The organism is Micromonospora sp. NPDC005237, assembly GCF_040607775.1.
In the GTDB taxonomy this organism is placed as follows: domain Bacteria; phylum Actinomycetota; class Actinomycetes; order Mycobacteriales; family Micromonosporaceae; genus Micromonospora.
This window is the reverse complement of the sequence record NZ_JBEXHJ010000001.1, coordinates 226,796-238,851: the sequence shown is the minus strand read 5'-3', so window position 1 is coordinate 238,851 and position 12,056 is coordinate 226,796. Positions and strand designations below refer to the sequence as shown.

10 protein-coding genes are annotated in these 12,056 nt (G+C 72.8%); 6 read left to right on the top strand and 4 right to left on the bottom strand.

Translation table 11 applies throughout. From position 1 onward, the window contains the following. Positions 1 to 314: 314 nt before the first annotated feature. The 3 genes from ABZT87_RS01210 (at position 315) to ppc (ending at position 5,741) form a co-directional block, all read left to right on the top strand. Entirely contained in the window at positions 315 to 1,223 is a 909-nt protein-coding gene (locus ABZT87_RS01210) for a cyclase family protein (protein WP_355062949.1), read from the top strand. A gap of 589 nt (positions 1,224 to 1,812) precedes the next feature. Continuing rightward, the gene (locus ABZT87_RS01205; protein WP_355132827.1) at positions 1,813 to 2,826 is read left to right on the top strand and encodes a hypothetical protein; all 1,014 of its coding nucleotides are present in this window, start codon (positions 1,813 to 1,815) and stop codon (positions 2,824 to 2,826) included. A gap of 128 nt (positions 2,827 to 2,954) precedes the next feature. Continuing rightward, positions 2,955 to 5,741, top strand: a complete 2,787-nt coding sequence (ppc, locus tag ABZT87_RS01200) for a phosphoenolpyruvate carboxylase (RefSeq protein ID WP_354854130.1) — start codon at positions 2,955 to 2,957, stop codon at positions 5,739 to 5,741. A 125-nt stretch (positions 5,742 to 5,866) separates the two neighbouring features. Here ppc and ABZT87_RS01195 read toward each other — a convergent pair whose 3' ends face one another. Further along, positions 5,867 to 6,733 carry a hypothetical protein gene (locus ABZT87_RS01195; RefSeq protein WP_355062946.1) on the bottom strand — a complete coding sequence of 289 codons (867 nt, stop codon included), beginning with the start codon at positions 6,731 to 6,733 and terminating at the stop codon, positions 5,867 to 5,869. Positions 6,734 to 6,787: 54 nt separating this feature from the next. On the opposite strand from ABZT87_RS01195, the gene ABZT87_RS01190 reads away from it, so the two are divergent. Then, positions 6,788 to 7,936, top strand: coding sequence for a DNA recombination protein RmuC (locus ABZT87_RS01190; protein WP_355132825.1), 1,149 nt, complete (start codon positions 6,788 to 6,790; stop codon positions 7,934 to 7,936). Positions 7,937 to 7,959: 23 nt separating this feature from the next. Here ABZT87_RS01190 and ABZT87_RS01185 read toward each other — a convergent pair whose 3' ends face one another. Then, complete coding sequence (locus ABZT87_RS01185; RefSeq protein WP_355132823.1) at positions 7,960 to 8,370, bottom strand: hypothetical protein; 411 nt, start codon at positions 8,368 to 8,370, stop codon at positions 7,960 to 7,962. Between the two features lie 103 nt (positions 8,371 to 8,473). Next, positions 8,474 to 9,517, bottom strand: coding sequence for a 4-hydroxy-3-methylbut-2-enyl diphosphate reductase (locus tag ABZT87_RS01180; RefSeq protein ID WP_355132821.1), 1,044 nt, complete (start codon positions 9,515 to 9,517; stop codon positions 8,474 to 8,476). Between the two features lie 85 nt (positions 9,518 to 9,602). Here ABZT87_RS01180 and xseA point away from each other — a divergent pair, with 85 nt between their 5' ends. Then, positions 9,603 to 10,844, top strand: a complete 1,242-nt coding sequence (gene xseA / locus ABZT87_RS01175; protein ID WP_354854122.1) for an exodeoxyribonuclease VII large subunit — start codon at positions 9,603 to 9,605, stop codon at positions 10,842 to 10,844. Positions 10,845 to 10,874: 30 nt separating this feature from the next. Then, positions 10,875 to 11,096: an exodeoxyribonuclease VII small subunit gene (locus ABZT87_RS01170; RefSeq protein WP_354854120.1), complete on the top strand. Its 222-nt coding sequence runs from the start codon at positions 10,875 to 10,877 to the stop codon at positions 11,094 to 11,096. A 64-nt stretch (positions 11,097 to 11,160) separates the two neighbouring features. On the opposite strand, the gene ABZT87_RS01165 is transcribed toward ABZT87_RS01170, so the two are convergent. Continuing rightward, positions 11,161 to 12,012, bottom strand: a complete 852-nt coding sequence (locus ABZT87_RS01165; RefSeq protein WP_354854118.1) for a hypothetical protein — start codon at positions 12,010 to 12,012, stop codon at positions 11,161 to 11,163. Positions 12,013 to 12,056: the final 44 nt, after the last annotated feature.

Here is a 12,056-nt window from a genome sequence, read left to right as displayed (position 1 = left end):
GGTGCACGCCAACAAGCCTATCCCCGTGCACTGACAGCCACCCCGTTCCGCCCAGGTCGCGTCGCCCCGCGCCGCGCACCCCCGCCCGGGTCCGCGCCCCCGGCACCGGTCCGCTCCCGCGCAGGCCACCCCTCGTCCCAAGATCCACACAACTTCCCGGAAGTTGTTGCTTCCGGGGCGCGGGAGGCAGCAACTTCCCTGATGTTGTGCGGATCTTGCCGCAGAGGGCGGCGGGCGAGCGCTGACCGGGCCCCGAGGCGGTCGGAAACGGGAAAGATCTTGACCGCCGCCGGCAGGCGTGGTCGGGTTTCGGGATGGGTGAGCAGTGGCGCGCACAGTTCGACGCGGAGGTGAGCTTCGCCAACGGCGGCGGGCTGCGCACCGAGGGCTTCCGGCTGGACATTCCGGGTCGGGAGATCACCGACGACGATCTGGCGGCGTTGTTCGTCCGGCACCTCGGGCTGCTGATGGTCGCCGAGGTCCGGATCAGCGCGAAGACGATCATCGAGGAGCCGCACAAGGGCGGCCGGGGCGTCGACGCCTCCGGCACCGATCGCCGGCTGGTCGAGCTGAGCCACGTGATCCGCGACGGGATGACCACCCTGCCGGGGTGGCCCGCTCCGCGGCTCACCGACTGGTTGACCTTCGCGGCATCCCGCGAGCGGTACGCGCCGGGCACCGAGTTCCACGTGGCCCGGATCGACATGATCGCCAACACCGGCACGTACGTGGACACTCCCGCCCACCGCTGGTCAGGCGGCGACGACCTGACCGGGGTGTCGCTGGACCGCCTCGCCGACCTGCCCGGGGTGCTGGTCCGCGTACCGGCCGGCACCCGAGCCGTGGACCGGCTGATGCTGGCCCCGTACGAGGTGGCCGGGCGCGCGGTGCTGCTGCACACCGGGTGGGATGCGCACTTCGGCACCGAGCGGTACGGCGGGCCGGAGGCGCCGTACCTGACCGGGGACGCCGCCCAGTCGCTGGTCGACGCCGGCGCGGCCCTGGTCGGCATCGACTCGATCAACATCGACGACATGAGCCCCGCGGCCGGAGGCGTACGCCCCGCGCACAGCACCCTGCTCGCCGCCGGTGTCCCGATCGTGGAGCACCTGACCGGCCTGGGCGCGCTGCCGCCGAGCGGGTTCCGCTTCACCGCGGCCCCACCGATGGTGGCCGGCATGGGCACCTTCCCGGTCCGCGCCTTCGCCGTCGTCAATCCCTGATCCACGCCAACTCTCCGACCCGCGGACCCCGGCCGACGAGCCTGGCGACCGAACCGGCCCAGGTCGGCCGGCACGGGCCGGACGAACCCGCAGAGCCGGGTCGGAGCGATCCGCCGCTCGGGGTGGACCAGGGGTTGGCGAGTGACCAGAATCGAGCCGGGTAGTGACGAGGTCGCCGTGCCAAGGGGGGACGATGCCCGCTGAGGGAGTCGGCAGTGATCCGCGTCGCCGCACAACGCCCGCCGGTGGCGGGTGCTGGGGCATCCGGACGGAATGCTGATCTACCAGGTGCGCTGCATCGTGGAGAACCACGGCTGGACGGAGACGGTCGCGGAGGACCGGCACAAGATCGTCCTGGGGCGCTCCTTCAGGCGCGCACGAAGCGGCCCGCGACAGGTCCGGCCCAGGCGTCGGACCTCCCCGAATAGGCCCGCGTGCCCCGATCCGGCCACCCCGGACGGGTGGCTTCCGGACCAACGGAGACCATCCTTGCGAGAGACACCCCGGACGGTCTTGAAGAAAATTGCTCACCTTCGCCGCTCGCCGGGAAATGCCGCAAACAGGTTGAATGTCGCCCTAGGCTGACGTGGTGGACGAGGCGCCGGAGGTCCGGGTACGCGACTGGCTCCCCCGCACCGCAGGCCTGCTGCTCGGCACCCTCGCGCTGGCCGCCGCCTTCATCGCCGCGTACGTCGGCGCCCTGCACCAGCCGCACCCCCGGGACGTGCCGGTCGGGGTGGCGACGAGCGACCAGCCCGCGCGCACGGTCCTGGCCGCCGTCCGCGACCGGACCGACAAGATCAAAGCCATCGAGTACGCCGACCCGGGCGCCGCCGACGACGGCCTGACCGGCCGCGAGGTGTACGCGGTGCTCAGCTCCGCCCCCGACGGCGGGCTCGTCCTGACCACCGCCAGCGCCAGCGCACCGTCCGCCACCGACCTGGTCATCCAGGTGCTCACCAGCGCCGCCCAACAGGCCGGACTGCCGTTGCGGGTGACCGACGAGGTGCCGGTCGCCGGCACCGACCCCCGCGGCCTGGTCCCCTTCTACCTGGCCATCGGGTACGTCCTCGGCGGATACCTGGCCTCGACAGTGCTCGGCATCTCCGCCGGCACCGCCCCGCGCACCCTGCGCCGCGCCGGACTGCGCATCGGGGCGCTCGCCGTCTACAGCGTGGCGCTCGGCATCGTCGGGGCGGTGATCGTCGGCCCGGTGCTGGACGTCTGGCACCACGACCTGCCGGCCGTCGCCGGTGTCGGCATGCTGGCCGCCTTCGCCGCCGCGATGGTCGCCGCCGCGGTCCAGGGCTGGCTGGGCGTGCTCGGCACCGGGCTGGTCATCCTGTTGCTGGTGGTGCTCGGCAACCCGGGCTCCGGTGGCATCTACGCCCCCGAGTTCCTGCCCACCTGGCTGCGCGGAATGCACCGGTGGAACGTGCCCGGCCTGGCCACCGACCTGATCAAGTCGGCCGTGTACTTCGACCGGCGCTCGATCGGCTGGCCGGTGACCGGTCTGGTGCTCTGGGCGGTGCTCGGGCTGGCCGCCCTGCTCGGCGCAACCCGGGTGCGGGGCCGCCGGGCGACCGACCGCGCAAGGCCCTGAAGTGATCTCCGAGGTGTTCCGTGTCACGGCACGGCATGCGGAGAGCCCCTCCTGCCAGCCGGCCCGACGCGGATACCATCCAGGGAGTCGGACAGCGCTGTCCTTCGTACTCACGTAAGGAGCGCATCGTGACCGACCAGCACGACCACGACGGCCCGGACGCCGCGCTGCGCGCTGACATCCGCCGACTCGGCACCCTCCTCGGCCAGACCCTGGCCCGCCAGGAGGGCCGCCCGCTGCTCGACCTCGTCGAGGAGATCCGCGCCCAGGTCCGCTCCGACGTCCCGGCCGCCGCCCAGCGGCTCGGCGGGCTCGACGTGACCACCGGCACCAAGCTGGCCCGCGCCTTCTCCACCTACTTCCACCTGGCCAACATCACCGAACAGGTGCACCGCGCTCGGGACCTGCGTCGCCGCCGCGCCGTGCAGGGCGGTTGGCTGGACCAGGCGGCGAAGATGATCGCCGAGCGGGGGGTGCCGGCCGAGGAGATCGCCGCCGCGGCCCGCCGGCTGGCGGTCCGGCCGGTCTTCACCGCCCACCCGACCGAGGCGGCCCGCCGCTCGATCCTGTCCAAGCTGCGGGCCATCGCCGACGAGCTGGACACCGAGACCGCCAACGCGATCCTCTACGGCGCCAGCGACGAGGGCCCGGCCAACCGCCGGCTGGCCGAGTTGCTGGACCTGATGTGGCAGACCGACGAGCTGCGGCTCGACCGGCCCGACCCGACCGACGAGGCCCGCAACGCCATCTACTACCTGCGCGACCTGTACGCCGAGGCCGCCCCGCAGGTGCTCGACGACCTGGCCGACACGCTGCGCACCCTCGGCGTGGAGACGTCGCCGACGGCCCGCCCGCTGAGCTTCGGCACCTGGATCGGCGGCGACCGGGACGGCAACCCGTTCGTCACCCCGGCGGTCACCCGCGAGGTGCTGACCATTCAGCACGAGCACGGCATCGCGGCCACCGAGAAGGCGATGGACCACCTGATCAACGAGGTGTCGGTGTCCCGCCGACTGCGTGGGGTGTCGCTTGACCTCTCCGCCAGCCTCGCCGCCGACCTCGACGCGCTGCCCGAGGTGGCCCCCCGGTTCCGTCGAGTCAACGCCGAGGAGCCGTACCGGCTCAAGGCACGCTGCGTGAAGGCGAAGCTGGCCAACACCCGGCAGCGGCTCCGCCAGGGCACCGCCCACGTCCCGGGCCGCGACTACCGCGGCTCCGCCGAGCTGATCGCCGACCTGGACCTGCTGCGCGCCTCGCTGGCCCGCAACTCCGGGCAGCTCACCGCCGTCGGCCGGCTGGCCTCCACCATCCGGACGGTCTCCGCGTTCGGCCTGCACCTCGCGACCATGGACGTCCGGGAGCACGCCGAGGCGCACCACGCGGTGCTCGCCCAGCTGTACGAGGCCGTCGGCGAGGTGTCCGACTACCCGGCGTTGAGCCGGTTGGAGCGCACCAAGCTGCTCGCCGACGAGCTGACCGGCCGCCGGCCGCTGTCCACCCTGGACACCCCGCTGACCGAGCCGGCCCGCAAGACGTTCGACGTGTTCAGCACGATCCGCGAGGCGCAGGACCGATTCGGCACCGAGGTGATCGAGTCGTACATCATCTCGATGACCCTCGGCGTGGACGACGTGCTCGCCGCCGTGGTGCTCGCCCGCGAGGCCGGGCTGGTCGACGTGCACAGCGGCCGGGCCCGGATCGGTTTCGTGCCGCTGCTGGAGACCCCGGGCGAGCTGAACGCCGGCGGCGAGATCCTCGACGAGCTGCTGTCGCTGCCCGCGTACCGGGCGCTCGTCGCGGCCCGGGGCGACGTGCAGGAGGTCATGCTCGGCTACTCCGACTCCAACAAGGAGGCCGGGATCACCACCAGCCAGTGGTCGATCCACCGAGCCCAGCGCGCGCTGCGCGACGTGGCCGCCCGGCACGGCGTACGCCTGCGGCTGTTCCACGGTCGCGGCGGCACGGTCGGCCGCGGTGGCGGCCCGACGCACGAGGCGATCCTGGCGCAGCCGTACGGCACGCTTGACGGCGCGATCAAGGTGACCGAGCAGGGCGAGGTGATCTCCGACAAGTACACCCTGCCCTCGTTGGCGCGGGAGAACCTGGAGCTGACCCTCGCCGCGGTGCTCCAGGCGACGCTCCTGCACACCGCGCCCCGGCAGCCGGCCGAGATGCTGGAACGCTGGGACGCGACCATGGACGTGGTCTCCGAGTCGGCGTTCCGGTCGTACCGGTCGCTCGTCGAGGACCCGGACCTGCCGGCGTACTTCTGGGCGTCCACCCCCACCGAGCTGCTCGGCGCGCTGAACATCGGCTCCCGGCCGGCGAAGCGCCCCAACACCGGCGCCGGGCTGTCCGGGCTGCGGGCCATCCCGTGGGTGTTCGGCTGGACGCAGACCCGGCAGATCGTGCCGGGCTGGTTCGGCGTCGGCTCCGGCCTGGCCGCCGCCCGGGAGGCCGGTCTGGCGGACGTGCTCGCCGAGATGCACCGTAACTGGCACTTCTTCCGCACGTTCCTGTCGAACGTCGAGATGATGCTGACCAAGACCGACCTCAGCATCGCCCGCCGGTACGTCGAGACCCTCGTGCCGAAGAAGCTGCACCCGATCTTCGAGCAGATCGAGCGGGAGTACGAGCTGACCAAGCGCGAGGTGCTGGCGGTGACCGCCTCCCCCGCCCTGCTGGAGAACTCGCCGGTGCTCCAGCGCACCCTGGCCGTCCGGGACACCTACCTGGAGCCGCTGCACCACCTTCAGGTGGCGCTGCTGCGGCAGTACCGGGAATCCGGCGCGGCCGGCCGTGCGGTGGCCACCGCCCCGGGTGGCCGACGCGCCCCGAGCGACGGCACGGCCCTGGAGCGGGCGCTGCTCACCACGGTGAACGGCATCGCCGCCGGCATGCGCAACACCGGCTGATCAGGCAGCACGGCAACGGGCCCCGGTCGCCACGACCGGGGCCCGTTTCGCATGTCAGCCAGCGGGTTCAGAGGTCAGCGGCCCGCCGCTCACCAGTCACCGCTCTCAGTCAGCGCCCTCGGCGCTCACCAGTCGCCGCCGCCGAAGTCGCCACCACCGAAGTCACCGCCGCCGAAGTCACCGCCGCCGAAACCTCCGCCACCGAAGTCGCCGGCGGCATAGTCACCGCCGCCGAAGTCGCCCGCCTGGTCGGCGCCACCGAAGTCGCCGCCCTGGTCGCCGTAGTCGCCGCCCTGGTCGCCGGCGTCGCCGCCCTGGCCGTCGGCGTAGTCGGCGCCGTCGCCGAAGCCCTCCTGGTAGCCCTCGTCGTACCCGTATCCCGGGTCGGCGAAGGCCGGCGAGAACAGCGCGTCGGCGATCAACATGCCGCCGAGCACACCGGCCCCCGCGCCCAACGCGGTCTTCCACCACGGCGTCGAATACCAGCCCGCCGGCACCGGCCGACCCTGGTAGCGGCCACCGGGGTAGTAGTAGGGCGTCTGCCGACCGGGCTGCGGGCCGGCCCGGAAGGTCTGCCCCTGCACATCGACCTCGCGCTCCTTGGTGAGCTGCCCGACGCCCCGCGCGGCGGCCAGCGCCGGCACCTCGGGGCCGGGATCGATCCCCAGCGCGGTCCGCGCCGCCCGGATGTACGCCAGTCCCTCCAGCGCGGTCTCCCGGGCGAGCGCGAACTGGTGCGGCGTACGCGCCTGCTCCAACTGCGAACCCGCCGCGTTGTACCGCTCACCGGCGTCGGCCAACGCCTGACGGACCGCCGGCTCGTCGCCCTGGAGGGTCAACAGCTGACCACCGAGGCGCTCGTACCAGCGGTGCGCCTCGGCGCGGGCGTCGCCCAGCTCCGTACGCCGACGGGCGGTGCCCTGAGCGCGGATGAGCGCCGCGGCACCGAGCGCGCCGACCAGCACGATCGCGAGGCACAGCACAAGTTCCATGTCATCGAACGTACCCCCGGGTGTCACGTCGTACCCGTCTGGCAAGCTCCGGTGATGGACGTCTCGACGCTGCTGGTGGTGATCGTGTGCCTCGGTGCCGGCGGGGCGGTGGGCTGGCTCGCGGCCCGGTCCCGGTCAGCGGCCGACATCGCCAGGCTGGATGCCACCCTGACGGCGACCCGCGAGGGCGAGGGGCGGCTGGAGCAGTCCATGCGGGCGTTGAGCTACGAGGCCACCGCGCAGTCGCAGGAGGCGGTGGCCCGTGCCGTGGCGCCGCTGCACGACAGCCTGCGCCGCTACGAGCAGCGGGTCGCCGAGCTGGAGCACGACCGGGTCGACGCCTACGCCGAGCTGCGCGAGCAGGTCCGCTCGATGAACGCGGTCTCCGGGGAGCTGCGCACCGAGACCAAGCAGCTGGTCGCCGCGCTGCGCGCGCCGCAGGTGCGGGGCCGCTGGGGCGAGCACCAACTGCGCCGGATCGTCGAGGCGGCCGGCATGTTGGAGCACTGCGACTTCTCCGAGCAGGTCACCGCCGCCACCGACGACCAGGTCGTCCGCCCGGATCTGGTGGTCCGCCTGCACGGCGGCCGGTCGGTGGTGGTGGACGCGAAGGCGCCGTTCGACGCGTACCTCACCGCGATGGAGGCCCGCGACGAGCGCGGCCGGGACACCCACCTCGACGCGCACGCCCGACACCTGCGGGGGCACGTCGACGCCCTGGCCGCCAAGTCGTACTGGACGGCGTTCGACAGCTCGCCCGAGTTCGTGGTCCTGTTCGTGCCCGCCGACCCGTTCCTCGACGTCGCGCTCCAACGCGACCCGACGCTGTTGGAGCACGCGTTCGCCCGCAACGTGGTGCTGGCCACGCCGGCCACCCTGGTCGCCCTGCTCCGCACGGTGGCCTACTCGTGGCGGCAGGAGGCGCTGGCCCGCAACGCGGTGGCGGTGCACACCCTCGCCCGGGAGCTGTACGGCCGGCTCTCCACCCTCGGTGACCACGTGGGCAAGCTCGGCTCGTCGCTGGCCGGCGCGGTGACCGCGTACAACCGGGCGGTCGGCTCGCTGGAGGCGCGGGTGCTGGTCAGCGCCCGCAAGCTCGCCGAGCTGGGCGTCTCGGACGACGAGCTGGCGACCCCCGCCCAGGTCGAGCTGACCCCCCGCCAGCCGCAGGCGCCGGAACTGCTGAACGACGCCGACCGCTGACCGCTGATTGGGCGCCGAGGTCGCTAGCTGCGATTGGCGTTCTCGACGACGAACGGCGTGCCCTGCTGGCAGGTGGTCATCATGCCGGTCTCCACCCGGCCGGTGACGGTGACCCGGGCACCGGCGGCCAGCACGTCCCGCGGGCCGCCCACCAGCAGGTAGCCGTCGAGCAGCAGGCAGTTCGGCTCGACCCCGGCGGTGATCGTGCCGGTGAGTTCGGTGGCGCCGACCGGTGGCGGGACGCTGGGCCCGCCCGGCGACTTGAGCGGCGGGGAGGGCGTGATCGCCGGGGCGGGGCTGCTGGGTGACGCGGGGGTGGGTTGCCCAACCGTTGCCGACGGCGCTCCGGGGGTGGTGGAGCCGTCCGTCCCCCCGCAGGCGCTCAGCGCCGCGCAGACGACCAGGGCGGGGACGACGAGCCGAAAGGTCCTCATGCCGCCTTCGACGCACCGGGACGACGCGGCGTTCCCACAGTGATCCGCGCGCTGGACCACCGGCGGCACGGCCTGCCCGCCGTGATCCGGCACCCGAACGTGCTCAGCCGCGGGTCGCGGCGGCCTTCATGTCCCGCTTCAGCTCCTGCGGAAGCGAGAAGGTCAGCCGCTCGTTGGCGGTGGTGATCTCCTCGACGTCGGCGAACCCGCGTGCGGCCAGATGCGCCAGCACGTCGTTGACCAGGTCCTCCGGGACGCTCGCGCCGGAGGACACCCCGACCGTGCGGGCGTCGGTCAGCCAGGCGTCGTCGATCTCGTGGGCGAAGTCGACCAGGTGACCGGCGCGGGCGCCAGCGTCCAGGGCGACCTCGACCAGCCGGACCGAGTTGGAGGAGTTCGTCGAGCCGACGACGATCACCACGTCGCACTCGGGGGCGATCTCCTTGACGACGTGCTGCCGGTTGGACGTGGCGTAGCAGATGTCGTCGCTGGGCGGGGACTGAAGCAGCGGCAGCCGGGACTTGAGCCGGGCGACCGTCTCCAGCGTCTCGTCCACCGAGAGCGTGGTCTGGGAGAGCCAGACGACCTTCTCCGGGTCACGAACGGTGACCTTGTCGACGCCGTCCGGGCCGTCCACGAGCTGGATGTGCGCGGGAGCCTCACCGGCGGTGCCGATGACCTCCTCGTGCCCCTCGTGGCCGATCAGCAGAATGTCGTAGTCCTCGGCGGCGAAGCGCTTCGCCTCCTGGTGCACCTTGGTGACCAGCGGGCAGGTCGCGTCGATGGCCTTCAGCGAGCGCTCCCGGGCCTGCTCGTAGACCTCGGGCGCCACGCCGTGCGCCGAGAAGATGACGGTGGCGCCCTCGGGCACCTCCTCGTTCTCCTCCACGAAGATCGCGCCCTGGGCCTCCAGCGTCTGCACGACGTGCTTGTTGTGGACGATCTGCTTGCGCACGTAGATCGGGGCGCCGTAGAGCTTCAGCGCCTCCTCGACGGTCTGCACGGCGCGATCAACACCCGCGCAGTAGCCGCGGGGCTTGGCCAGGAGCACGCGCTTGCCGGTCCGGAGATCAGTCACCCCCCCATCGTACGTGCCCGCCGACAACCCACCACGGCCCACAACCCCCCGCTGCATCCCGTTGATCATGAAGTTATTGCCACGACACGCCGCCACCCAGCGCAATAACTTCATGATCAACGGGGTCCAGCGGGGGTGGTCGTAGGGTGGGCGGGTGAGTGGGGTTGGTGGGGACGCTGCGCGGAGCAGCGCGGAGGAGCCTTGGCCGGTTCGGGTCGTCTCGCAGAAGGTCGGGGCGTGGATCGCCAAGCTCGGCTGGGTGTGGGTGGACGGGCAGGTGGCGCAGATCAGCCGCCGTCCCGGGGCCACGACTGTCTTCCTCACCCTGCGTGACCCGTCGGCCGACCTGAGCCTGACCGTCACCACCAACCGCGACGTGCTGGACGCCGGCGCTCCGGAGCTGCGCGAGGGTGCCCGCGTGGTGCTGCACGCCAAGCCGGAGTTCTACGCCGCCCGGGGCACGCTGAGCCTGCGGGCCGACGAGATCCGGCAGGTGGGGCTCGGTGAGCTGCTGGCCCGGCTGGAGAAGCTCAAGAAGCTGCTCGCCGCCGAGGGGCTGTTCGACCGGGCGCGCAAGCGCCGGCTGCCGTTCCTGCCCGGCCGGATCGGACTGATCACCGGCCGCGCGTCGGCCGCCGAGCGGGACGTGCTGACCAATGCCCGGCGGCGCTGGCCGGCCGTGGAGTTCCGGACGGTCAACGTGGCCGTGCAGGGCCCGTCCGCCGTGCCGCAGATCGTCGACGCACTCAAGGTGCTGGACGCCGACCCGAGCATCGACGTGATCATCATCGCCCGGGGCGGTGGCGGCATCGAGGACCTGCTCCCCTTCTCCGACGAGGCGCTCTGCCGGGCCGTGTTCGGCTGCCGTACGCCGGTGGTCAGCGCGATCGGCCACGAGACGGACGCGCCGCTCGTCGACTACGTCGCCGACCTGCGGGCCTCCACCCCGACCGACGCGGCCAAGCGGGTGGTCCCCGACCTCACCGAGGAGGTACGCCTCATCGGTCAGGCCCGGCACCGACTCGAGCGGGCGGTCCGCAACCTGGTCGACCGGGAGTCCCACCGCCTCGACGGCCTGCGGTCCCGGCCGGTGCTAGCCCGGCCCCAGGTGATGGTGGAGCACCGCGCGACGGAGCTGGCCGGGCTGCGTCAGCGCGCCGGCCGTTGCCTGGACCACCGGCTCGCCGGCGCCGACGACGATCTGCGGCACACCCTGGCCCGGCTGCGCGCCCTCTCCCCCGCCGCCACCCTGGACCGGGGGTACGCGATCGTGCAACGCGCCGACGGGCACGTCGTACGGGCGGCGGCCGAGGTCGGCAAGGGCGACCCGCTGCGGGTCCGCCTCGCCGACGGTGAGCTGGCCGCGACGGTCGACGGCGACGTGGCGACGCGGTGACCCGGACGGGGGTGTGCTGAGATGGACGCGATGACTGACGACACGAAGGCCGGGCCGGACGAGCGGCTCAGCTACGAGCAGGCCCGCGGCGAACTCGCCTCGGTGGTGGAGCGGCTGGAGGCCGGCGGCACATCCCTGGAGGAGTCGCTGGCGCTCTGGGAGCGCGGCGAGGCACTGGCGGTGATCTGCCAGCGCTGGCTGGACGGCGCTCGGGCGCGGATCGACGCCGCCCGGCAGGACCCCGCGTCCTGACCGCGGACGGGGTGGCCGGAACCGCCGGTGGGGCGGCCGGAGCCACCCCACCGGAGTACGACGATCAGTTGAACAGGCTGTAGAGCTCGGCCGGCGCCTCGACGACCTGGTCCGCCGGCGGCTTCTGCGCGGCGGTGGCGGAACCGTAGTCGGAGTACGTCATCTTGATCTCCTGGGCGGCGGTCTGCCCAGCGGCCGGGAGCTGCAGCACCAGCTCGCTGAGCCGGCCCTGCGGGTCGACCTTCGCGGTGAACGGGACCGTCTTCGCCTGGGTGCCCAGCGCGGCGATCGTGGCGGCGTTCAGCGAGCCGGCCTCAGCGGCCTTGGTGACGTCGATGGTGCCGGCGTACGTGCCGGTGCCGGTGCTGCGGACCTCGGTGATGCCCTGGGTCAGCACCGCGCTGCCGGCCGGGTCGACCTTCTCGAAGTCGAAGCCGAGGTTCTTGTTGCCCTTGATGCGGGCCTGGTCGAGGTGCTGGTACTTGCCGAGGTTGAGCTGCTTGATGGCGGGCAGGCTGTCGGCCGTGGGGCCGGTCAGCTCCAGCTTCACCCAGCTGTCCGGCTTGGCGTGGATTACGTCGAGCTTCATCGCCAGGTCGGAGGAGGGGCCGCCGATGGAGAACTTCATCGCGGCACTCTGACTCGGCTGGTGCACCTGCCCCTCGGCGGTCGAGCCGGCGCCGGAGAGGGTGAACCGGAAGTTGCCGTTGCTGATCTCCTTGGTGGAGTCCAGCAGCGCCTGCTTGGCGTCGCCCGGCACGGGCGTACCGGCGGACGCGCTGGGTACGCCGGACGCGCTCACCGTGGGGGACGCGGTCGATCCAGCGGTGCCGGTCGTACCGCCGGCGCAGGCGGCCAGGGCGGGCGTGAACAGGGCGGCGGCTACCAGGCCGGCACCGAGTCGTCGAACAGTCATACGTGTCTCCCAAGGGGGTCACCCGACGGCCTGGTCGGCGCCGG

Coding starts and splice junctions, on each gene's coding strand:
- ABZT87_RS01210 (WP_355062949.1), top strand. CDS start 315: ATGGGTGAGCAGTGGCGCGCACAGTTCGACGCGGAGGTGAGCTTCGCC.
- ABZT87_RS01195 (WP_355062946.1), bottom strand. CDS start 6,733: ATGGAACTTGTGCTGTGCCTCGCGATCGTGCTGGTCGGCGCGCTCGGT.
- ABZT87_RS01190 (WP_355132825.1), top strand. CDS start 6,788: ATGGACGTCTCGACGCTGCTGGTGGTGATCGTGTGCCTCGGTGCCGGC.
- ABZT87_RS01185 (WP_355132823.1), bottom strand. CDS start 8,370: ATGAGGACCTTTCGGCTCGTCGTCCCCGCCCTGGTCGTCTGCGCGGCG.
- ABZT87_RS01180 (WP_355132821.1), bottom strand. CDS start 9,517: ATGATCAACGGGATGCAGCGGGGGGTTGTGGGCCGTGGTGGGTTGTCG.
- ABZT87_RS01170 (WP_354854120.1), top strand. CDS start 10,875: ATGACTGACGACACGAAGGCCGGGCCGGACGAGCGGCTCAGCTACGAG.
- ABZT87_RS01165 (WP_354854118.1), bottom strand. CDS start 12,012: ATGACTGTTCGACGACTCGGTGCCGGCCTGGTAGCCGCCGCCCTGTTC.